The organism is Streptomyces sp. PsTaAH-137, assembly GCF_003259365.1.
GTDB lineage: Bacteria > Actinomycetota > Actinomycetes > Streptomycetales > Streptomycetaceae > Streptomyces.
In genome coordinates this window covers 125,795-147,699 of the sequence record NZ_QLLY01000016.1, presented here as the reverse complement: position 1 = coordinate 147,699, position 21,905 = coordinate 125,795, and the positions used below count along the sequence as shown (strand labels likewise).

Below are 21,905 nucleotides of genomic sequence, written 5' to 3'. Positions count from 1 at the left end.
GTGGGCTGCGGCGTACGCCGTGTCTCAGGCGGCGAAGCCCATGTTCATGACGTATTCGTAGGAGCCGAGGTCGGCGGTGATGTCGTCGAATCAGACGGTGTCCACAACGTCGTCGTCAGCGGCCGCCCAGGCGGCGACCATCCGGTCCCAGTTGCGCACGTTCAGGGTGCGGAAGGAGGCCTCGTCAACGTGGTGGACACTCTGTGTGTCGCGGACGGCCTGTGGTGGTTCAAGGCCGCACGCGAGGCTCACGGCCTCGAGACCGAGTCTTCCAGGCAGGCCGGTCAGAACAGGGGTGCAGACCATGCCTGCACCCTCCGCCTCGACTCCGCTTCACCCTCGGGCGTACTCGCGCAGTGCGGTTTCGAACAGTGTCTCCTTCCCGTGCGCAGTGCCAAAGCTCGTACGGATCTGGGCGGCTTGCTGCAGAACGAACCCCTCCTGCTGGCCGGGGAGGCGGTCCAGCACGGTCCGGCAAGACCCAAGACGAGGCGCCTTCGGCAGACGGCCCAGCACAGGCATCCCGTGACGGGCCAGCTCCTGGACCACCTCAGTCTCAAAGGTGTCCAGTTCGCGGACCTCGGGTGTGCACCACAGAACGAGCCCGGTCAGGGGCAACTCGGCGTACGGGACCCTGATGAGGCTGCTGTTCAGCCACGCCACTGCGGATTCGTTGGGGGTGAAGGGGGTGGTGCGTCGTCGTAGCTGCCCGGCGTGCACCGTGGTCCTCTTCGAGTTCCTCTCGAAGCCCCCGCTGGCGACGACGACGTGGTCGTCAGCCCGAGAGGACAGGCCCAGAAACGACGTGGTGGTCCATGGCTGCTTCAACAGAATGATCTCGTCGAACTCGGATCGAGCGCGCTCAAGGTCGGCCTTGAGGTCGCCGTAGACGTAGTCGGCGACCCCTGTGAACATGGCACCCGATCCGCCCGTCAGACGGGCACGCTGCCAGGAAGCGGTCTCGCCGCGCCGTGTGTGATCGCTACACGCATTCAAGACCAGCGTGCGCAGACCTTGTTGGGCCCACGCGGCTGCAAGATGCTCCGCAGCCTCTCCCGGGGCGTCACCCCAGGGGTCGATCAGTTGCAGAACGTGTCCTGGGCGAGCCTGTCCGGTGGCTTGTGCTGACGGTTGCGCTTCGCTCAGGAACGTTGACCAGATGTGCGCCCGGTCGCGACCGGGCCGCCGGGCGGGACCGTGCTGTTCACCGTGAGTGGTGCGGACGGTGAGCCGGCCGTCCGCGAAGGTCTGGATGCACTGCTGTTGGTCGCAGTGGTGGCCCGTCTCGTCGCTGCTCAGTCCCGGGCCTGCCACGGATTCGGACAGGGCGGTGGCGACGGAGTCCTCGTGCAGCGGCAGGTGTGGCGGCACGCGACGCTGCACCTCCCAGGCCAGCCCACCGCCGTCCGGCCGACTGGTGAACGTGACCGTACTGCCGGCGGTCAGCGACGGCCACAGATGCAGACGGCGCAACAGCGCACTGGCCAGGCCCGGTCGCACGGTGTGCGGGTCCGCGGGCGTCGTCCGTTTGCGTGCCCGCGTGGGGCGGCGCAGGAGATTCGGCACCGGATCACGCGGGGTGACTTCATCCCACAGCGGCTCGTAGCCGCGCTCCTCGATCGCGACCCGGTGCGCGTCCAGCACGCCTGCAGGGTCGCAGCCTGCGGGACCCTCGATCACCGCGCGGCCAGCACTGAACCGGCCCAAAGTCAGCTCGATGCCTCGGCGGATGGCGACAGCCCGCAGGTCGAGGACCCCGTGCCGGGACCGCCGCCGGTCCCGGTAAGGCAGCAGGGACAACAGCAAGACCACTAGCTCAGTCCTCTCCATGCGCAGCAGCAGTCGATCGGCCTGAGGGACGATCTCGCTGACGCCCAGCGGGTGGCGTCCCAGCGCCAGGCCGAACACGTGCAGCAGAAGTGACTCGAGCCGCTCCTGGTCCGCGTTCTTGGCGGCCGGTACCAGGGCGGACCAGTCCGGAAGGCCGGCCAGGTGGATCCGCGCCGTCCTCAGGCTCTCCCTGGTCATCTGGCGCCGGATGTCGACGACGTACTCCTCGATGAGCATCACGCTCTCCCTTCTCGCTGCCCCGACCCGGCAGAAGGTGCGTGAAGTTCACAAGGAAACGGCTCACGTGGACAGTACTCACATCGATCAAGGCGTGAAGTGGTGGTGTTGTCCGTCGACACCAAAGGGTCGGTTATCGGCGTCCGGAGCTGGCTGCCACCTGCCAGGTGCAGACAGGAAACCGCGTCCGCGCACGCCCGCGCAACTTTCACAGCGCCCTAACGGCCGTTCCCCCTCGAAAGGGTGCACGTGAGCGAGGCAGCGGCAGACGGGCGACGGCGTTCAGGTCGACCAGCAGCACCTGTTGTGGCTGTTGGGCGGACTGCTTGTCCGACGGTGGCGTAGTCGAGCGCGGTCCTCGATCCTTGGGTTGGTTTCCACAGGCGAACGCGGTCTGTCGAAAGGCCGGTTGAGTTCCCTAGGCTCTGCCCATGTCGAAGCAGCAGCGGGGTAGGAAGCACCGAACACCGCAAAAGCGGGTCGCCCGACCCTATTTACCGAAGCAGAGACCGCCGGCCCCGGCATTACCGGGAAGCCTGGACCTCATGGCGCGGATGCTGGAGCACGCAAAGCCTGACCAGATCGTGGAGCTGGTGCTGCCCTTCTTGTGGGCGGCTCTCTCGGACGGTCGCGCACCGGCGAACATCTGCGTCGACGCATGCCTGACGCTGCGGAATGCGTACGGCCAGCTGGGAGTGCGGGCCGAGCTGCTGCCCGTCACCGTCGCCATCCGGAAGGAGAACGGTACCGGCACCCTCTACGGCTCGCTCACCCCGACCTGGTCGGGAACCGAGTGGAACGGACACTGCGCCCTGGTGCTCCCCGACTCCGAGCGGTTCGTGGACCCGACGATCGAGCAGTTCAGTGAGGTCCGGAAACTCGGCATGGGCCCGATGGTCGGCAAGGTGACCATGTCGACCCAGGAGGGCGGCTCGCTGGTGCAGCCGGGGGCGCAGATAGTGATGCAGCGCGGCGACTTGGTGCTCACGTACACCGTCGCCGGCCCTGAGGCCCTGGCCTCCATCGTGGAACACCCCGAGGCGATCGCCCACGCCGATGGCCATCGGCGTACCGGGGTGAACACAGCCTCCCTCACGCTGGCTGCTCTGCGCGCCGAGGGAGTGCGCGAGCGGGCGATGCAGGCACCTCACCAGAGGCTGCGTGCCCTGCTGCAGGCGGTCGGAGGCGCCCCATACGAGTCGGACGAGGCGCAGGACGTACGGTTCCACCTGCCGGATGAGAGCGGCCAGGAACAGTGGCTGCGGCTGGACGAGATCCCGCTGCCACCGGGCACTCCTGCTTCCTTGCCCGCGCGCTGAGCCGGGGCGAGTGCCCGACGACGCGGTCGCCCTTTACTGCCCGGCCGCCGATGCCCAGGGGCTCCTCGCGCTCGGCCTTCCCGCCCGCCCCCAGCTCACTGACCAGTGGCCTTCACCCTCACCGCCCCGGCGCCGCCGATATTCGGTGGCTCGCACGAGCTCGGTCGTGCCAGGCTCCCTGCAGCTAAGGGGCGTAGCTCAGACCGGCCAGAGCAGCGGACTCCAAACCCGCACGCCGCAGGTTCGAATCCTGCCGCCCCTGCCCTCGAAGGCCGGGCCCGGATCCGCGGGCCCGGCCGCTTCGCTCAGGAGCAGTCGGTCACCGCGCCCGAGACCGTGGCGGTGCAGAACTCTCGTGCGCCGCGCAGCTTCGTGTGCAGCATTTGCTGGGTGGCCCGGCTGTCCAGTCGTACGTCGAGCGCACCGGACAGGGGGGTGTGTGGACGCAGCGCCGGACGCAGCCGTGAGGCGTCAAGTCCGTCGCGGCCGGCGATGAGGGTGCCCAGCTCGTGGCGGCTGATGGCGTCAGTTCCGGCCAGGTGCCGGATGCCGGTCGTTTCTCCCGCGGCGAGTTCCAGCAGGGCGGCGGCCAGGTCTTCGACGAAGACGGGGCAGCGGATGTCGTCGGTGAACAGTGCCCCCTCGCGTGTTCCGGCGGCCATCTCGTGGACGACCCGCTCGTGGATGGACTGACCACGGCCGATGATCAAAGAGGTCCGGGCGACGACCGCCTCCGGAGCGACGGCCAGCACGCCGGTCTCGGCGGCCGCCTTCATCGCGCCGTAGGGAGAGGCCGGGTCGGGCTGGTCTGACTCGCAGTAGTGCACGCGCGCGCCGGAGAAGATGGCGTCGGAGGACACGTGGACGAGACGGAAGCCGCGCTGGGCCGCAGCCAGCGCGATCCGGATGGGTGCTTGGGCCGTCACCGTCCAAGATGCCTTGCTGCTGGCCACGTTCACCACCAGGTCCGGGTCTACGGCGTCCAGAACCCGCTCAAGGTCTTCCGGCTGCCGCAGGTCGAGCTGATGCCAGACGGCTGTCTGGGAGCGGCCTTCGAACGCAGTCGTGCACGTGGCCGCGGTGTTGTGGCCTGTCTCGGTAGCCTGCCGGACAAGTTCGCTGCCCAGGAACCCGCTCCCACCGATGATCAGGGTCGTCATGGGCGCACCGTAGTGGGGAGCCCAAAGGGATACCAGTCGCTGGGCTCCCGGTCGCCGTGTGGCCAGAAAGTGGGCGCCCGGGCCTGCGAACGTTCCCCGACAGCGAGGTTTCAGCGGGCGCTGTTGGCGAGGGAGAGCATCAGGTGCGCGGATTCGGGGTGGAAGTAGTCGGAGTGGGCGCCGACGAAGGGTTTGTTGGCGTTGTAGAGGTTGCTGGCGTCGACGTTGATGAGGCGTTTGCCGCGGGGGAAGGCGTAGGGGGTGGTGACGTCCTGGAGGGTGATCTGGGCGAGGTGGTCCTGGGGGGCGGTGGCGCCCAGGTGGCCGATGGCGACCTGGTCCTCCTTCTTCTCGTGGAGGTTGCCCAGGGCAGTGTCGGCAGGTGAGTACGTCATGGCCACGGGGGCGTTGAGCAGGTTGGGGTTGAGGATGTTGGTGTAGGGGGTGGTGGTGAAGGCGTCGGCGGGGAGTGCCGGCTGGAAGAGGGTGAGGCTGTCCAGGGTCCAGGGGTAAGCGGGATCGTCCCATTCGTTTGCGAGGGTGTCGGGTCCGCCGTCGGCGAGGCGTTTGCTGGCTTCGAGGATGCCGTGGAGCAGGACGCGGCTGCCGAAGGAGTGGCCGGCGCAGTGCAAGTACTGCCCGTAGCCGGTGACCAGGGTTTCGGGGCCTGGTTCGGGGGTTTCGCGGTGGGTGTTGAGGTAGCCGAGGATGGCGCCCAGGACGCGGGGGACGTGGCCGCGGTCGGACATGGTCTGGGTGCGTTGTTTGACGGGTTCGTAGTCGGTGGGCAGGAGTCTGTTGTCGCGGGAGGGCCAGCGCACGGCGATGTAGTGCGGGCGGAAGTCGGGGATGCGTCGGTAGGCCTCGGGCTGGGTGGCGGCGAGGGTTTCGACATGGGTGAAGAGGTTGCGGGCTGCAGTGAGGGCGGCGGCGGGTTTGGTGCGCCAGCCGTGGACGAAGACGAAGATGTCGGTGGTGTCTTCGCGCAGCCGCAAGTGGTCTTCGAGGTGCTGGGCGATGTCGGTGTCGGCGATGGCGGTGCGGCCGTCGGTGTGGAGCAGGTGCCCGTTCTTGTCGAGGTCGAGGGTGGTGACGGGCAGGAGGGGTCGTGTCACGGCTGCTCGCCTTCCGGGCTGTGGATGAGGCAGGTGTCGATGCCTCTGATGAGGGTGAAGGCCAGGGCGAGGGGCGTCGCGTGCTGGCTGATGAAGTCGCGGGTGAGGTCGCGCAGGATGCAGGCGGCGCGTTCGCCTTTGAAGAACTCTTCGAAGAACCGGGTGGCCAGGGTGCTCGCGACGGTTTCTGGTACTTCGATCTGGGGGCCGACGAGGCATCCCACGCCGAGTTTGAACAGAGGGCGGGCGAGGCCCTGTTGGTCGTACTGTCCGGCGCGGCCGCCTTCGCAGGCCATCATGAAACACAGCGGATTGGGCAGAGGTTGGTCGCGGTGGCGGGCCCAGTCCTTGATGTCGGCCGCGATGATGGGCTTTTTGTCGCTGAGGGTGATGCGGGCGGACTTCTGGCCGTGGTTGTCGGTGCGGTTGGCGGTGGCGTGCGCGCCGAAGAAGACGACGTGGTCGGTGCAGTTGGGTGAGGTCAGGCGCTGGGCGGTCTCGGCTTTGGTGGTCCACTCGGTGGCGGTGGAGTGGGTGCCGAAGACGTTGCGGACGGGACACAGCGGGCAGTCGGGGTCGTTCTTCTTCTCCAGGCGGGTGTCGAGGAAGAGGCCGGCTATGGGGCGGGCTCCGTCATGTTCGATGAACGGGCTGTAATGGGGGACCCGGCCCAGGTTGTGTTCGACGAGGTGGGTGTAGCCGAAGAAGCCGTCCCAGGTGGCCGGGTCGCCGGCGTGGAGGCCCTGGTCGGGGTCGGGGTGGAGGTAAAGCAGGCCCCAGGGGATGAACAGGTCGGGTGAGGTGACCGTGATGGTCTGCGGTCCGCTGCGCAGGGCGCGTGCCAGCTCTGCCTCGAGGTGGTCCAGGTCGTCGTCTCCGCTTTTGAAGATGTCGCCGTAGAGATTCTGTCCGGCGCGGGCGAGTGTCTCGCAGGCCTCATCCAGCAGGTCGCGGGCGTTGCGCTCGCCGAGACTCTGGGCCGGGAATCCTTCGAAGGGGTAGCGGCCCTCGAAACGGCACAGGACGGTGGCCTTCAGCCACGCTTCGTGGATGTCCTCGACAGACTGGGATATCTGCTCGGTGTCCACAGTGAGGTGGCCGCTGAGGGGTGCGTTGCCGTCGTAGGGCAGGGCAGGGCCGTAGGCGCGCACCTGGAAGCCGTCGTGCACCTTGTCGAAGCAGAGGTGGATTGTGCGGTCCTGCAGGGCGCGCGGGGTTGTGCGCGGGATGGTCTGTAACTCGTCGAAGCCGTCGAAGGAAATGGTGACGTCGAGGTCTACAAGCTGGTCCATGGTCAGGTGGTGCTGCCGTCTCTGCCTGCGACGGCAAGAACACGCTCGATGCTCTGGATGACGGCACCGTCTGCGCGACGCAGGACGTCAATGCGTAGGGTCACGGGGGCGGGCGAGCTGGGGGTGATCCGGAACTGCTCCGGCGGACTGCCCCGGTCGTCGACTAAGTGGGTGTAGATGACCGACGGTGTCACCTCGGCGGTGCCGGCGGCGATGGACAGAGTGAGATCAAGGGGCTGGTCGTCGGTGGCATCGCCGGGCTGCGGCACGCGGGAGGGGTCCTGCGGCTGGTAGTCGAAGGTGAGATCCAGGCGCTGGCCCACCCGCATCGGCAGGGCGCCGGTAGGAACCCGCAGGCGCGGCCGGTGGCGGCGGTGGAGTCCAGCCGGCGGCTGCCCGCCGTGGAGGCCCGGTGAGGGGACGGGCTCTGCAGAGGCGGGTGCAGGGGAAGTGGTGGCAGGTTCGTCGTCCGGCTGCCAGTTCAAGGGTGGTACGGGCTGGCCGGCGGCGGACTCGGCGGCGATGGATAGCAGTTCGTCGGCGTGCACGAGCGGGTCCACTGCCGTCGACCTGCTGAGCAGCCGGTGGGCCCAGCCCTCCAGCGGCCCGGCCTCGTCGATCAGGGTGATGCGCGCGTCGGCGAAGTCGAACGTCCAGCGCACCTCCTGCTCAGCGGAGCCGGGCAGCTCCGTGGGCATGAACTGGCTGGCGCTCACCGGGGGAAGGCGCCGCCGCCTGCGGGCGACGGGGGCCTCGAGGGGCTGGGAGGAGATGTTGGTCCACTCCACCAGGAGGCGGCTGATGCCCGCCCTGCCTTCGGCAAGGACCTGCCCTGTCATCGGCATCACCCGCTGAACCGGGCGTACCCCGCACACGTCGAGCATCAAGACCGCGCTCTGGGCGCTGCTGCTGCGCAGCCAGGTCACCAGTTCACTGGCGCGCACGGTCTCGTTGTCCTGCAGGTGCAGGTCGAGGTCGATGTCCCGGCCCGCCTGGCGCACGGTGCCGTGGCCGACCAGGTAGATCAGCGCCATGTTCTCGGCCCGGCCCGACACCTCGCGCACCGCGTCGAACAGGCGCTGCCGGGTCGGCGGCTGGGCCAGCACAGACGTGGTGTCATGGGTGAATCCGCATCGCGTCTGGATCAAGGCCCGACTGAGAGTCTCCGCGTCGGCTGCCGGGGCGAACAGGGAGCCGCCCATCGGAGCGCCGGCGATCGCGAGCGCGTAGCGGGCGCAGGATTCCAGCGCCCCGGACGACATGGCCCGTAACGCGGGCAGCAGCCGTCCGCGTGCTGAGGTGTCGCGGGTATCACGCCCGGGGATGATGGGGCGGCTGAAACTGCCCGAGTTGCGCAGGATAGGCGGCCGGTAGCCCTCGTTGCGTGAGGTCCGCTGGAGCCACTTGGCCACCGCTCTCAGATCGAGCGGCTCGGGCTGTTCAGCGACCTCGCCGAGCAGCCTGATCAGATGCTGAGTGAATACCGACGGTGTCGTGTTGTTGGCGGCGAATGCGTACGGTGAACTGCCGACCGACGTCAGCAGCGCGACGCCCTGCTTGCTCAGCCGGCCGATATCCCTGATCCACTGCCGGTCCGACACCGTCGCATCGACTGTCAGGCAAGTGTCCAGGACCAGGAGCCGGTCGGGGCTGTCGGCCGCTTTCATCGCCTCGACCAGATCCTGCACGTCCAGCCACACGTCGCGGCCGTCCTCCTGCAGCGGCAGGGCCAGCTGGGGCTTGCCCGAGAGACTGGCGCGGCAGCGGCCGCCCGTCCAGTAGACGATCAGGCCGTCCCCCGCCGGTACCTCCCGCGAGAAACGGTTGAGGAAATCGTCGTCAGACTCCGGGGACACGACGTGGCACATCTCCGGCGCCAGACCCACCACATCCGGATCGGTCAAAGCCGCCGCCAGGACCGACGCGTTCTCCCGCGTGCCCTCCGGCAACGACATCGGGCCGGCTAATGGGCCGCCCTGGACCACATAGTTGTGCGTCGTGTACGGCGCCATGAGACCCCCCTGCTCTCATCGCCTACTACACCGATAGTAGAGGCAACCATCGTCCACAGATACACAGTTGACGCCTCATCACAGGTGGAACCCGACAGAGGCACGAGCCAGTCACCCAGATAGGTGAACCCAGCTCCAAGATTGACGCCATGTGCTCGCCATGCCGTCCCGCCGCCAACCGGGGGCAGCGCCTTGCTTCATCACTGAGGTCCGCCGGGGCGTATCGGCCCGCGTGGCGTCCGCCGCAGTGAGGGCAAAGCGCGGAAGCGGGCGGGTGACGCCGTAGCCGAAGGCGATGCCTGGGTTCACTGTGACGGTGGCGCGCTCCAATACGTGACCCTGTCGGTGGGCGTGGCCGTTGATCGGCAAACCATCCACCCGATGTCACCCCGCGGTCAGCCGAGGAATCAGCAGCACCCTTTGCGCCTGGGAGCGATCTTTCACAACCGTGCGGGCCGCCTGATTCAAGGAGTCCACGTCCCCAGGCGTCAAAAGAGGGAAGAGCGCGGTCAAAGGGCAGCCATCGAACGCGCCTCGCATCATGAGGTGGTCATCCCTCTCTCTGGCTTTGTTCACGAATTCGGGTTTGGTCCAACTTCCGTGGTGTGCCTACTGCTTATGACCCTGATCTTGCTAGCCCGTACCGCGCAGCTCTGTCGCTCATCAAGCAGGTCCGCTCAGCTGATCGCGGACGGCAGGGGACCCAGGCCCAGCTTGCTCCGGCATGAGTCGACAGCCCGCGTGACCCATGCGGTCACAGCATCGCGATCTGCCGCGACCGCGTGAAGCTCACGAGCCTTCACCTGGGCTTCGACCATCCACGTGGCCAGCGCGTCCTCTCGAAGGACTCGTTCGAAGTGATCGCGGGCCGTGACCGTGTCCCCAGCCAGGGCGGCTGCGATCCCCGGGTCGAAGTTGTCCCAGAAAGATCCGCGCCGCACCGGCCTGGACATCAGGTAGCGGACGACCTCCGACAGATCTGGGAACTTCTCCCTCAGCACGGTTACGTTCGCTGCCGCCTCCCGACCGAGCTCAAGTGCCAGAGGCGTGAACTGGTCCTCGCTGCGAAACAGCTCGGAGCCCACCCTGACTGCGTCCACGTGAAAGGCCAGGTGGTCCACGTCGTGCCAAAGCCACATCGCACCGACGTACAGACCACTGCCGGCAATCCGCGACGGAGTGAACTCCACGACCCCGAGCCACCACCCGTGATCATCCATCCACAGCCGCGACCGCCCGCGCTGGGCCAGGCCGAGCGGCTTCAGGGACTCCCGCGCCACTTGGGTGATGATCCGGAGAACCGGACTGCGATCTGCCATGTCCGGCATTATCGACCCTCCCCCTTCCATTGCTTGAGGCTGCAGCCCCGGAACGGGACCCGGAGCATGGACGGCCGCCAGGCGGCTCCTCTTCCTCCATCAGAGCGGCAGGACCGTCTTGTCGGGCCCTGAGCGGGCAAGCTCTGACTCCTGCTCGGCAGCTTGTCCACCTGCGTCGACGTTTCGGACGCCCTGGCCTGCAATTTCTCCAACAACGCCGTCGCAGACCGCTCCTGCCTATGCGAGGCTCCAGTCGGCCACCTCGCGTGCAGCATCGGCGAGGTGGCAGACACTTCACCCCATCATCAGCAACCGCCCCGCCCTCCGCGGCCGCCAGGCTATCGCCGGAACAGTCAGGAACTGTCTAACGGCGATCGGCACGCGCCGGGGCCTGGTGCTGTGGTTCAGGTGGGCCGCTGGGCCGGAGCAAGCGTGTCGGGCTCCGCAGCAGTCGATGCGGGGACCAGTTGGCGCAGGCGCGCCTGAGTTTCGGGGTCGGTGGAGTACAGGATGGTCCCGGACATGCCACGGGTGAGGAGGACTTTGTAGGTGTTGCGGACGAGGCGGAGGAAGGTGGCAGGGTCGGTGCCACCGAGCGCGGGATCCCTGTTGGCCCGTGGGTTGGGGAGCCAGCGGTCCTGACGCCAGACAAGGTCGTCTCCGAGGATGACGCCGTTCCAGTCGTACTCGAAGCCCTGGGCGGTGTAGATGCAGCCGACTTGGCCGAAACCGTCGGGGTCGGTGGCCCACAGCCAGGACGGGGGGACGCCGTCGAGGCGGGACTCGCCACGCAGATTCCACGGCTTGCGCCAGGAGCCGATCGTGATGTCGTCGACCAGATGGCCGCGGTGCGGGTCGCTCCATTGCCAGCAGAAGCCGGCCGTTATACGCGCCGTGAGGTGCTGCGTCTCCTTGGCTCGCAGGAGGTCTTCCATCTGCTGGGGAGAGTCAACCACGCGGACGTGGAAGGCCCGCTCGTCGGCCCACTCGGTGGCGGGCTCATCGGTGAGCTGGAGCAGGCGCAGGACCCACTGTTCGTAGGCGCGGCTGCCGCCGTTGCGGAACTGGCCGTTGAGGTCGATGTGGCGTGGGCGCAGGCCTCGGCCAGCTGCGGCCTGGTCGATCGCTTCGCGGCTGCCCATCTCGCCGGGGCGTACGACTTGGTGATCGTCCAGGAGAAAGACAGGGACGCGGGCGGCGTCGAGGAGTTCGTCGATCTGGCGTACTCCCCGGTGGCGCACGGAGTGGGCGCGGATGCGGTGGGCCTCGTCGCAAATCAGCGCGTCCAGTCCGTTCTTGGGGGAATCGGCGAAGTTCATGAAGTAGCCGAAGAGCTTTCGCACGCGGGGGTTGTCGGTGCCGACGGCATGGTGGAGGGTGCGGGTGAAGGACTTGGATCCGGTGGCGTGGACCACGGTGTGGCGGTCGTGAGCGAGATGGCGCATCAGGTGCAGGGCGATGACGCTTTTGCCGGAGCCGGGGCCGCCGGTGACGATGAGGACTTCTTTGCCATCCGCTTCTCGGGCCTTCTTCACCGCGCGGCGGACCAAGGATACGGCGACCTGTTGTTGGTCGAGCAGGACGAACCGGTCGGCGTGCAGGATCTCCTCCGCGGTCGCGCGCAGCAGGGGACGGCTGGGTGCCAGAGGACTGTGGATGAGGTCGTCGGCAGCCGCGGTGCCGTGAGCGGGTGAGAGGCGCGACTGCAGATAGGTGACCAGCTGATCGCGGGTGCTGCGCGTGAACAGGCGCCCGTACCGGTCGGGTTCAAGGGCGAGCAGGTCGGCCACGCCGTTGACGTCGGCGTTGTGGAGGTAGGCCACTCCGGCCACTGCGTCGGGTTCCGCGTCCAGCACAGTGGTGAACTCCTGCAGGTACTGGCAGTAGCGCCGTACTTGGGCGACCGGGTGCAAGAAGGCACGGTTGTTGTTACCGGCCCCTGGCAGGCAGAGGTCCTCGGTGTCGGGCAGGGCCCGGGCGTGGGTCCACTGCTTGAGTTCGACGATGACGTAGGACGGCTGGGACGTGTGCGGGTGCCAGCCGGCCAGTACCACGTCGGCGCGCAGGCTGGACAGGGCGAGCTGGTACTCGATCAATACCTCAACATGCTGCAGTCCGGCGTCGTCCAGCACGCGGGCCAGGGCGGGCAGGCTGTTGCGCCAGGACCGTATCTCGCCTTCCTTCAGCCGGCCCAGTCGCGCCCGCCGGTGACTGTCGATCAGGTCATCGGCCACCGTGCCCTGTTGGCAGCGGTTGACGAACTCGTGCCCGGACATGCGCAGTAACGGCATCGTGGCTCCTCGGTCGGATGCGTCTCATGAGGGAGCGCGGGTGGCCCCGCGCGGGGTGGGTGCGGCCCAGCGGTGGCCTGGCGGCTCCGCCCGGGCACGCGGACCCGGCCCGCAAACGGCTGGCCCCTGATCGGCGTCTCAGGGCAAGGGGTCCGTGCGCGCCCGCGGATGCCGCGCGTGAATGTTCGTAGAGCCGCCGCCTGGGTGGAGGGGCCAGATGGGGCGGCCCGGGCCGCGGCTACGGCTGGGGTGCGGCAGGGGGCTGCGGGACCAGGTACTGGTAGCGGGTGGGGCGCAGGTCTTCCTCGGCCGGCTGCCAGTCCTCGAGCAGCAAGACGTCGCCGCCGCTGCAGTGGTATGCGCCGTCCGTCCTGGTGAGCTTGATGTCGCTGACGATGAAAAGGTCGACCCTGTGGCGGGGATCGCGGGCGTGGAACACCTCGTTCACCGTCAGCTCCACGCTGGTGGGGGCGCCGGTAGTGCCCTTGACCTCCACACGCCGCTCCACCCCTTCCCGCTCCAGACGCAGGTCGTAGGGCTTGCCGACCTTGTACGCCGTCCAGCCCCGCTCGGCATCCTGATAGTGGGTGACGGCCTTCTCCTCTGCGTACAGCTCGACCGCCTTGCGCTTTTCCGGGTCCATCTGCCGGCCCGCGCCCCGCCGTCCGCGCCGGGGGCTGTTGGGGCCCTCCAACTGCTCAAGTGTGACCCCCGGCGTCGCGGCAAGCGCGACATCATGGCCGGCGGCCCAGTCGGTCTCGATGCCGGCCGCGTCGAACAACGGCTGCGGGTCCATCGCCACCAGGTATCCCACTCCCTGCTGGGTCCCCGACCGGCGCGCCGCCTGCGAAGCCTCCACGCTCAGCGGACCGTCCGGGCCCAGCGGCACATCGTCGAGCACCGCCAGCGGCTCCAGTCCCAGCCGGTAGGGGTAGATGACCCGCTCCTCGGCCGTCTCGTCCGGCCAGTGCGGCGCCGTTGCCTCGTACAATCCGACCTGCACCTTGCACAGCACCATCCGCGCAGACTCCGCTGCCCACTCCCCCGGCTGCACCCGCGGCGCTGCTCCGGTCACCAGCACCGCGAAGTCCGGCTCCCGCCGCCCGTACCAGTCCGGCTTCCTCGGAAACCCCCAGGACCGCGTCACCATCCCGTGCTCCAGGTTCCGCTGGTGTCCGACCTTCTGCCCGACATGAATCATCACGAACAACGCCTCAGAAGTCACGAGGAGACCGTAAGGCAGTCACTAACGACAGGTCAACAAGATTGCATCTACCGCTCCCTGACAGCTCGGTGAAGGCCCGCCACGCGACGTCAACGAGAGCGGCGAAGTCGACTCTGCCAGCAACCTGTTCACCAGAGAGTGACCATCCCTTCGACAGGACATCCGCGCCGGTTCGACGCAAGCACACTGAGCTCGCCGGCCGCGCACTGTCCATCAGTAACGCACTCAAAACCGAGCGCCACACCGAAAGCGTGCCTAAGGGCTCGCAGAGAATCAACGTGTTGCTTTGATCTCGGTGGGCTCGTTTACCTGGCATGGGCATATCTGACGAGACTCGAGGTCAACTCCACACCAAGTTCGGGGTGTTGTTCCCGCACCTGGACGAGCGGCAGCGCCGTTTGCTGATGGGTGCGGAGGCGCGGGCCTTGGGGCACGGCGGCATCCGGGCGGTCGCGAGGGCAGCCCAGGTCAGCGAGACGACGGTCCGCAAAGGGGTCGCCGAGTCGGGGGCCAGTGAGGCTCCGTTGGGACGGGTCCGCAGGCCCGGTGGTGGCCGTAAACGGGCCGTGGATCTTGATCCGGAGCTGCGATCCGCGCTACTGGAGCTTGTGGAACCGGACGAGCGGGGTGATCCGATGTCGCCGTTGCGGTGGACGGTGAAGTCGACCAGAAGCCTGGCCGCCGAGCTCACCCGACAGGGACACAAGGTGAGCGCGGACACCGTCGGAGACCTGCTGCGGGAGGAGGGCTTCAGCCTTCAGGCTGGCGCCAAGACGCTCGAGGGCAGACAGCATCCGGACCGCGACGGCCAGTTCCGCTACATCAGCGAGCGAGCCCGGGAACACATGAATGCAGGCCAGCCGGTGATCAGCGTGGACACGAAGAAGAAGGAACTCGTCGGCGACTACAAGAACGCCGGCCGTCAGTGGCGGCCCCAGAGTGAGCCGTCACTGGTCAAGACGCACGACTTCCTGGACCGCCAGGGGCCGGGGAAGGCGATCCCGTACGGGATCTACGACATCGCTGCGAACACCGGCTGGGTCAGCGTCGGCACCGATCACGACACTGCTGCCTTCGCTGTCGCCTCCATCCGCCGCTGGTGGCAGGGCCGAGGCCGGCACGACTATCCGGCGGCCAACCGGCTACTGATCACCGCGGACGCAGGTGGGTCCAACGGCTATCGCACCCGCGCCTGGAAGGCCGAACTCGCCGCCCTGGCCGCCGAGACGGGCCTGAGCATCACGGTCTGCCACATGCCGCCGGGCACCTCGAAGTGGAACAAAATCGAGCACCGGCTGTTCTCCCACATCTCCATGAACTGGCGAGGCCGTCCTCTGACCAGTCATGACGTCATCGTGAAGAGCATCGCGGCGACCACTACCCGCACCGGGCTCACAGTCCACGCCGAACTCGACCCGGGGACCTACGACACCGGCGTCAAGGTCACCGACAGCGACATCGACGCCCTGCCCATGCACCGGCACCGCTTCCACGGTGACTGGAACTACACCCTCCCCCCCTCACCGCGAGACACCACCACAACCAAGACCCCGCGATCAGCTGACAGCCTGCCCTCACAGCCCTGCACCGGGTGTCTGCGCAACCCGGAGCTGACCGGGATGCCCGAACCGGAGCTGGCCGAACTCGTCGACCAACTCGACCAGAAACTGGACGAGTTACGTGAGGAAGGTCAATAGACTTGGAGTCGGGGCGGCTGAACCGGCCACGCTCGCCCTCGTGTCCGATCACCAAAATTTCTCCCTTTGGTATGGTCATGCGACTTGCCCCCGACGACTCGGGGTCTTTCCCGTTGCGGATCCAGCCGATGAGTAAAGGGGGTTGCACAACGCCGATCACGCTCCGATTCAGCCCCCACGGACATGATCAACTGCCCGCTTGTGCACCGTTTTCCACCGCACCTGCCGGTGCTCGCAGGCCGGATCTGGAGATCGTTCGGGCGTTGTGCAACACCCTCTTGGGACCGTCTCGTAATCGCCGCACCCGGCACTCACCACCCGTACGCAATCGGCTTCCCGGCTTCGTCCGCCGACGACGCTGCGGTTACGGCCCAGTCCCGCTCCGGTCACGTCGTGCACGGGCAACGCGTGGGGGTTTCTGATGTCAGCGTGAGCCCCCGATGCCGCCTTCGATCAGTGCAGCCATCGCGCCCATCGTTGCTTCAGTGCCGTCCCCGGTGACGTACACGACTGCCGTTCGCGAGCCGTCCGTCGTGACGCCGGCCCAGGCCTGGTAGCCGAGCAGTTCGCCGAAGTGGGAGTAGAAACTGCCACCTCCAGGAAGCGGCAGTTCGGCGATGCCGAGTCCGTACCGGGCGCCCTCGATACCGAGTCCGGGTGCCAAAACGGTGGTGGTCATTTCGGCCAGCCGAGCCGGTGGGAGCAGTTCGCCGCCGAGCAGGGCGGCGTAGAAGCGGCCGAGGTCATGAACGCTGCTGATGAGGGCACCGGAGCCGACAGCCATGCTGGGATTGAGGAGTGTGACGTCGAGCGGCGTATCGCTGCCGAACGATGCCCAGCCCCGCGCGTGCGGGCCCGCAATGAACGGTGATGTGCCGGGGGCGCTGGTGGCATCGAGGCCCAGCGGTCGGATGATCCGTTCGGTGATCTCCGCAGCCCAACTCCGGCCGGTGATGCGCTCGATGAGCATCGCCGTGAGCAGGTAATTGGTGTTGGCATACGACCATCTCCCCGGCGCCGTACCCAACCGAAACGCTGCGCGTGCAAGCTCTTTGGGCCTGTAGCTCCGCAACCGCTGCGCCCGGTAGCCCTCCGCACTGGTCAGTGCCGGGATCTCGGGGTCGAGCAGACCGCTGGTGTGCTGCAGCAGGTCGCGTACGGTGATGTCGCGCGTCACCTCCGGCAGCCAATGACGTACGGGTGCGTCCAGCTTCAGACCTTCGAGCTGGAGGGCGACCGTCGCCGTGAAGGTCTTGGTGAGGCTCCCGATCCGGAACCGGCCCTCGGCCGGAGTCCTGGCAAACGCCCGGCGCACGCCGCTCGGCGACATCACCTCCGCGGCTGCCCCCGCGACGCCGGTCGCCGTAATCGCGTCCACCTGTCGCTGTAGATCACTCCCCGGTAATGCGGACTCGGGGGTGGCCGGGCCCTGTGGAGGATTCGCAAACGCTGTCACCGTCCCGCCGGACAGACCCATCAGAGCCGAGGCCGTACCGATGGTCAGGACCGTTCGGCGTGACAGACGAGGTGTGGGCATGATGCTTCCCCTTTCGTTTCGCCCATCCCAGCAAAGCCCAGGGCCCTCGCCCACCCGACCGTCCTCCCTCTCCTCCCCCCGGCAGGCACCCGTACAGTCCGGGGGCTGCCACCAGGGCCAGACCGACGGGGTGTCGCCGCCCGCCCCTCAGACGATTCTGGCCAAACTGTGCGACCAGTGGCAGACGCAGCCGCGCGGTGTCGAGCGGTTCCCAGATCCGTGCGTGGTGGCACGGTGAGTCTGCGGCGAGCCTCTTGCCCCTGGTGAGGGATTAGCTCAATCCTGCGTGATCGGCCGGTCCCAGGGTTCGAGGACTGGGACCGGCCGGTGACCGGCAGTGCACCTCGCCGTTTCCGAACACTGCAACGACCGGCCGAGAGGGGCGACACGTCCCGCCAGTCGGGGAGTTGACGCAAATACAGGAGTGGGCCCGGCGACAACGCAGATGCCGGACCCAAGTGACATCACGAACGAAGCGCCGACCGCACCCGTGAGGCGATGGCGCGCAGGGCACTACGTCACCCCGCGCTGCTCACAGATCTACGGTCCTGGTAGGTCCGTGTGGTCTGGTCTCTTCCCCCCACGACTGAGCCTTCTGGTGAGGGCGCTGCCAGGACTGGGGTATTCATATGGCTTGGGGTGAGTGAGGTGGGTGAGGACGATCGCATCCACAGATGCACCGTCCACGGGAGTGTGTGCCCACGCTGGCGGCTCCTGTTCCTCGCCCTGCATGAGTTACGTCAGCGCGGACTCCCGTCAGGGCCGCCGCCGAGCCGAAGGTTCTTCAGTATGCGACCAGCTCGATCTCGAAGCCGTCGCTGTTCTCCAGGTATGCGGCGTGCTGTTGCGGGCCGCCCGCGTGGGGGTGGCGGTCGGGAAAGAGGAGCGTCCAGCCGTGCTCCAGGGCCTTCTTGGTGAGGGCATCGACCTCGTCGGCGTTCGGCACGTGGAAGGCGAGGTGGTTGAGGCCGGGTGCGCAGCGGTCGTGGCGGTGTGCGGTGAGTGCGGGTGACTGCTCGAAGACGAGGTAGGTGTGGCTGTGGCGCCAGCTGCGTCCGTTCTCCCAGTTCTGGTGGAGGGTGTAGCCGAGGCTTTCCAGGAGCCAGCCCCATTGCGTGATGGCCCGGGTGAGGTCGGGGACCCAGATCTCGACGTGGTGGAGGGCTCCTGCCGGTGGCGGGGTTGGGGACGTGGCGGGGTCCGGCACGAGCGGGTTCTCCTGCGGGTCGGCGGTGTAGGCCTGTGCAGGCTATACCGGAGGTGCTGATTCCCTTCAAGATGCCGCGATCAGTCAGTTAGCGCCTACTTGTGGACAGTTCACTCTTCCTTCGTCTAGCGGCATATTCGTGGCGGTAGTTCGTCCGGGAAGACCTGAGGACGCGGGCGGCCGTGTGGCGGCCTGCGGAAGGTGCGGGAGGGTGCGGGTGGGAGTCGTCCTGTGTGCCGTGGATCCAGCGGGCGGCCGTCTGATCCTGCTGGGCAAGACAGGGCCGTCCTCGTACGGCTTTGCGGGTCAGATCGACTGCGGCAACGGCAGCACTTCCGTCCTGCCGACAGAGCCCGGCCGTGCTCTGGTCGCGGCCCGGCTGTCCAACAGGGTGGGCATCGTCGATCTGCGGCTGGGCCGCCGGATCGGCGAGATCGTGGTGGGGTGGGCGCCCTGCAGCCTGGCCGCGGTCCCTGGTACTGCGTACGTGCTCGTCTGCAACGCCGGCTCCGACGCGGTCTCCGTCATCGACACCCGCACTGCGCGCGAGACACAGCGCATCGCGGTCGGCCGCGAGCCCCGCCACGTCGTCACCGCCGAGGACGGCTTGAGTGCCTACGTGAGTGAACAGGGTGCAGGGACGGTCTGCCGCCTGGATCTGACTGCTCTCCATGAGAATGGCTCAGGGGCAGTGGAGTTGGTCTGGCGCAGCATGCTGGGCCGGCACGTGCAGCCCTGCCTGGTGGTGCCGACGGGTGGAGGGACGGCCGTGGTGCTGACCCGTCGAGGCCCCCGGCTGCCGCTACTCGATCTCACGTCGGGCCTGATGCTTGCCAGCGTCGCGCTTCCCGCGGCGGCTGCCGTGTCCGCGGGCGGCGCAGTCGGCGCGGTCAGCGTCGGTGAGGGGTTTCTCCTCGTCGCCGTGGAGCGGCCGGGACTGATCGCTGTGGTCGACTTGCTGGAGTGCACGGTGAGCCGCACGATCACCTTGGGCGCACGGCCGAGGGATATCACGATCGATCCTGCGGATCAGACGGTGTACTGCGCGCTGCCGTGGTCGGGCCGGGTTGCGGTCGTCCATCTCGACGGAGTGGATCTGTCCACCGAGGACGGCCGTCCGCAGTTCGAGAGCATCGCCGCCGGCCGCGCACCGTGCAGTGTCGCCGTTCTGGCGGATTCGGACTTCGACGAGACCTGAATCGCGCCGCTGCGGGTGGCGGCTGCGGTCCGAGGAGTGTCATGTGTGATTGCGGCGCATCGGGACGGCGCCCTTTCGGCGGGAGCGCCGAAAGGCGTGGTCTGCCTGCTCTGTTGGGGCCGACGAGAGCTGCGGTGTTGCTGATAGTGGCCGATCATCCGGGTTGCACCACCTCGGCTCTGGCGGAGGGGGTTGGGGTGTCCGCGGCCACGATCTCCCACCACACGGCGGTCCTGCGGTGCTCCGGGCTCATTGCGACCCGCCGTAGCGGTGGGAGCGTGCACCACTCGCTGGTGAAGCGCGGCGCCGTTCTCCTCGGCGGCGCACCGGACTAGGACATCGGCCGGTCGCCCGGTAGCGGCGAACGGTGGCTCGTGTTGCCGGCGTGAACTCTGCCGCGTTCAGTGGCTTTTGGGGCCCCCAAGCGGGGCCTCTTTCCCGTTAACCGTGGGCGCGTATTCGGTGGTTCGGTAGGCGGGCGTGCGCCGGTTTTGAGCGTGCTCGAATAGCTTGCCAGGTTACGCATGTACGACACAGACTGTTTTCGCGCCCGACTCGGGCCATTGTCTTTTCGGAGCGAATCAGCGTGCCTTCTTTTGGGGGTTGTTCGTGACGGTTCAGGAATCGGCGGGGGAAACAGGACAGACCGCTTCGAGGGCCAGGATCTCGCAGATGTTCTCCACGCCCGTTGCCCGTATGACGTTTCCTGATGCCGCCGACGTGTCCGGTGATCTGACGCAAACGGTTCTGGCGCGTTCGGGGGCGCAGGCGAAGGACTTCGGCTACAAGAGCGAGACAGCGGGCGAGTTCACGCAGTGGGGCGGGCCGCCTGCGGTGCGGCTGACTCGATGGGTGTGCTCGGCCGCCGGGCGCTTCGTCGAATCCCTGACCGGCCTGTCGCTGACCGAAGCGTTCGCCCGCTCCTCCGCGCTCGAGGGGGAGGAGCACGGTGCGGCGGGCCGGCAGGTGCGGGTGGCGGCGAGCCGCAGCTGGGCATCGCTCTACCGGGCCGGTGACCGGCACGAGGCGCACTTCCACCCCAACACCGCCTGGTCGGCTGTGTATTACCTGGCAGCGCCCGGGGCTTGCGACATCGAGTTCCTTGATCCACGCCCGGGTGTCGACTATTTCGACTCAGGGATTTCCCTGGCCGGCGACAGCCATCGGATGCGGCTTTCCTGCACGCCGGGCGAGCTGTTGCTTTTCCCTGGCTGGCTTCGGCATTCGGTTCCCGAGTTCCAAGACGAATCGGTGCGGATCTCCATCGCCTGGAACCTCTCCTACGTTCTTGCCTGATTCCCCAGAGTGGCCTGTCCGGCATCCGGCCGGCGGGCTGACGCCAAGAGAAAGAAGCCATCATGCGTAATGTGCAGTTCTTCTCGACCGACACCGACGACGGCGTGGTCTCCGTCGTGTCGAAGACCGGTCCCGGCGAGCACCGGCGGGTCGCGCAGATCCCGGTGGGCAACGCGCCGCGCGGCGGTGTGAAGTTCACCCGCGGCGGTCGCGGTTTCGTCTGCAACACCAGCCAGAACACGCTCTCCGAGATCGACGCGGTCTCGCTGCGCGAAGTGCGGCGCATCGAGGTCGGTCACGGGCCGCGCGGCATGGCCATCGTGCCCGGCGAGCGCTACCTGCTGGTGTCGAACTCGGGCTCCAACACCGTCTCCGTGGTCGACCTCGAGCTCAACGTCGAGGTCCGTCAGATCGAGACGGGGCGCGATCCGCGGCATATGGGCATCAGCGCCGACGGCCGGCTGGCGTACGTGTGCGTGTGGGGCGAGGGCTACATCAGCAAGCTCGACATCAGCCCGCTCATCGCCGGCGCGCCCGAACAGGTCGCCGAGGTATCCCAGATCGTCGTCGACCGCGAGGCCCACCCCTACAGCCTGGCTGTCCACCCCGACGGACGAAAGGTGTTCGTCGCCAACACCCAGGCCGACTACCTGACCGTCATCGACGTGGCGAGCGAGGTGTGCAGTCACGTTTCCGTCGGTTCCAGCGGCGGGCGGGCGGTGGCCTTCACCGACGACGGGCGGTTCGCGCTGGTGACGGTGGAGAACCTGTCCAGCATCATCGTCGTCGACGTGAACACCCTGCAGGTCGCGCGCACGATCCCGGTCGGCTCGGGCCCGCGCGGCCTCGTCGTCGACAGCGACCAGACCGTCTATGTCACCAACTTCTCCCGCGCCAACCTGACGATGGAGGGCCACCCGCACTTCGGCCCGAACTCCCTGACCATGGTCGACCTGAACTCGGCGCCGCTGGACCGTGAGGAAGGCGCGTTCACCTACGAGGAGGTCGTGGTCGGGTACGGGCCGTGCTCGGTGACCATGTTCGACCTCGACACGCTCACGCCCGAGGAACGCGAGCGGCGCCTGGACCGCGCCGACAGCCCCGCCTGATCCGTGCCAGGGGGCGGGACAGCCCGCGCCGACATCACCTCTGTCCCGGCCCCTGTCTTCG

15 protein-coding genes, 1 tRNA gene and 1 pseudogene are annotated in these 21,905 nt (G+C 67.7%); 7 read left to right on the top strand and 10 right to left on the bottom strand.

Features of this window, described 5'->3' with window-relative positions:
* Positions 1 to 333 precede the first annotated feature (333 nt).
* Entirely contained in the window at positions 334 to 2,067 is a 1,734-nt protein-coding gene (locus K377_RS30570) for a hypothetical protein (protein WP_111666806.1), read from the bottom strand.
* Between the two features lie 554 nt (positions 2,068 to 2,621).
* Between K377_RS30570 and K377_RS30565 the strand changes: the two genes are divergently transcribed.
* Together K377_RS30565 and K377_RS30560 are read left to right on the top strand one after the other, a co-directional pair.
* Positions 2,622 to 3,386 (top strand): hypothetical protein, encoded by a 765-nt coding sequence (locus K377_RS30565; RefSeq protein WP_146614779.1) that lies wholly within the window; start codon positions 2,622 to 2,624, stop codon positions 3,384 to 3,386.
* A gap of 187 nt (positions 3,387 to 3,573) precedes the next feature.
* A tRNA-Trp gene (locus K377_RS30560) sits at positions 3,574 to 3,648 on the top strand.
* Between the two features lie 43 nt (positions 3,649 to 3,691).
* On the opposite strand, the gene K377_RS30555 is transcribed toward K377_RS30560, so the two are convergent.
* The 7 genes from K377_RS30555 to K377_RS30525 all read right to left on the bottom strand — a co-directional run bounded on the left by K377_RS30555 (position 3,692) and on the right by K377_RS30525 (position 13,800).
* Positions 3,692 to 4,546, bottom strand: coding sequence for a sugar nucleotide-binding protein (locus K377_RS30555; RefSeq protein WP_111666804.1), 855 nt, complete (start codon positions 4,544 to 4,546; stop codon positions 3,692 to 3,694).
* A gap of 110 nt (positions 4,547 to 4,656) precedes the next feature.
* A complete protein-coding gene (locus K377_RS30550; RefSeq protein ID WP_161194976.1) occupies positions 4,657 to 5,661 on the bottom strand; it encodes an alpha/beta hydrolase in 1,005 nt (334 codons plus the stop codon).
* Positions 5,658 to 6,953 (bottom strand): CHAT domain-containing protein, encoded by a 1,296-nt coding sequence (locus tag K377_RS30545; RefSeq protein ID WP_111666802.1) that lies wholly within the window; start codon positions 6,951 to 6,953, stop codon positions 5,658 to 5,660. Before K377_RS30545 ends, K377_RS30550 begins: the two co-directional genes overlap by 4 nt.
* Positions 6,954 to 6,955: 2 nt before the next feature.
* Positions 6,956 to 8,965, bottom strand: coding sequence for a caspase family protein (locus tag K377_RS30540; protein WP_111666801.1), 2,010 nt, complete (start codon positions 8,963 to 8,965; stop codon positions 6,956 to 6,958).
* Positions 8,966 to 9,642: 677 nt separating this feature from the next.
* Entirely contained in the window at positions 9,643 to 10,284 is a 642-nt protein-coding gene (locus tag K377_RS30535) for a hypothetical protein (protein WP_146614777.1), read from the bottom strand.
* Positions 10,285 to 10,688: 404 nt separating this feature from the next.
* On the bottom strand, positions 10,689 to 12,575 hold the full coding sequence (locus K377_RS30530) for a DUF2075 domain-containing protein (RefSeq protein ID WP_111666799.1): 1,887 nt from the start codon (positions 12,573 to 12,575) through the stop codon (positions 10,689 to 10,691).
* Positions 12,576 to 12,813: 238 nt separating this feature from the next.
* Positions 12,814 to 13,800, bottom strand: coding sequence for a DUF3883 domain-containing protein (locus K377_RS30525; protein WP_258395172.1), 987 nt, complete (start codon positions 13,798 to 13,800; stop codon positions 12,814 to 12,816).
* Between the two features lie 314 nt (positions 13,801 to 14,114).
* On the opposite strand from K377_RS30525, the pseudogene K377_RS30520 reads away from it, so the two are divergent.
* Positions 14,115 to 15,488 (top strand): annotated as a pseudogene (locus K377_RS30520) (ISAzo13 family transposase); the annotation flags it as partial.
* A gap of 433 nt (positions 15,489 to 15,921) precedes the next feature.
* Here K377_RS30520 and K377_RS30515 read toward each other — a convergent pair.
* Positions 15,922 to 16,974 (bottom strand): serine hydrolase domain-containing protein, encoded by a 1,053-nt coding sequence (locus K377_RS30515; RefSeq protein WP_375605974.1) that lies wholly within the window; start codon positions 16,972 to 16,974, stop codon positions 15,922 to 15,924.
* An 844-nt stretch (positions 16,975 to 17,818) separates the two neighbouring features.
* A complete protein-coding gene (locus K377_RS30510) occupies positions 17,819 to 18,241 on the bottom strand; it encodes a VOC family protein (protein WP_111666797.1) in 423 nt (140 codons plus the stop codon).
* 217 nt (positions 18,242 to 18,458) lie between these two features.
* Between K377_RS30510 and K377_RS30505 the strand changes: the two genes are divergently transcribed.
* From K377_RS30505 to K377_RS30490, 4 genes are all read left to right on the top strand, one after another.
* Entirely contained in the window at positions 18,459 to 19,439 is a 981-nt protein-coding gene (locus tag K377_RS30505; RefSeq protein WP_161194975.1) for a YncE family protein, read from the top strand.
* Between the two features lie 41 nt (positions 19,440 to 19,480).
* Complete coding sequence (locus K377_RS42885; protein WP_111666795.1) at positions 19,481 to 19,774, top strand: helix-turn-helix transcriptional regulator; 294 nt, start codon at positions 19,481 to 19,483, stop codon at positions 19,772 to 19,774.
* A 337-nt stretch (positions 19,775 to 20,111) separates the two neighbouring features.
* Entirely contained in the window at positions 20,112 to 20,735 is a 624-nt protein-coding gene (locus K377_RS30495; RefSeq protein WP_111666794.1) for a TIGR02466 family protein, read from the top strand.
* A gap of 62 nt (positions 20,736 to 20,797) precedes the next feature.
* Positions 20,798 to 21,844, top strand: a complete 1,047-nt coding sequence (locus tag K377_RS30490) for a YncE family protein (RefSeq protein WP_111666793.1) — start codon at positions 20,798 to 20,800, stop codon at positions 21,842 to 21,844.
* Positions 21,845 to 21,905: the final 61 nt, after the last annotated feature.

What these genes read in the sequence shown, in the direction of transcription:
- K377_RS30530 (WP_111666799.1), bottom strand. Translation starts at nt 12,575, where the DNA reads ATGCCGTTACTGCGCATGTCCGGGCACGAGTTCGTCAACCGCTGCCAA.
- K377_RS42885 (WP_111666795.1), top strand. Translation starts at nt 19,481, where the DNA reads ATGTGTGATTGCGGCGCATCGGGACGGCGCCCTTTCGGCGGGAGCGCC.
- K377_RS30515 (WP_375605974.1), bottom strand. Translation starts at nt 16,974, where the DNA reads ATGGGTCTGTCCGGCGGGACGGTGACAGCGTTTGCGAATCCTCCACAG.
- K377_RS30535 (WP_146614777.1), bottom strand. Translation starts at nt 10,284, where the DNA reads ATGGCAGATCGCAGTCCGGTTCTCCGGATCATCACCCAAGTGGCGCGG.
- K377_RS30555 (WP_111666804.1), bottom strand. Translation starts at nt 4,546, where the DNA reads ATGACGACCCTGATCATCGGTGGGAGCGGGTTCCTGGGCAGCGAACTT.
- K377_RS30540 (WP_111666801.1), bottom strand. Translation starts at nt 8,965, where the DNA reads ATGGCGCCGTACACGACGCACAACTATGTGGTCCAGGGCGGCCCATTA.
- K377_RS30495 (WP_111666794.1), top strand. Translation starts at nt 20,112, where the DNA reads ATGTTCTCCACGCCCGTTGCCCGTATGACGTTTCCTGATGCCGCCGAC.
- K377_RS30545 (WP_111666802.1), bottom strand. Translation starts at nt 6,953, where the DNA reads ATGGACCAGCTTGTAGACCTCGACGTCACCATTTCCTTCGACGGCTTC.
- K377_RS30570 (WP_111666806.1), bottom strand. Translation starts at nt 2,067, where the DNA reads ATGCTCATCGAGGAGTACGTCGTCGACATCCGGCGCCAGATGACCAGG.
- K377_RS30565 (WP_146614779.1), top strand. Translation starts at nt 2,622, where the DNA reads ATGCTGGAGCACGCAAAGCCTGACCAGATCGTGGAGCTGGTGCTGCCC.
- K377_RS30490 (WP_111666793.1), top strand. Translation starts at nt 20,798, where the DNA reads ATGCGTAATGTGCAGTTCTTCTCGACCGACACCGACGACGGCGTGGTC.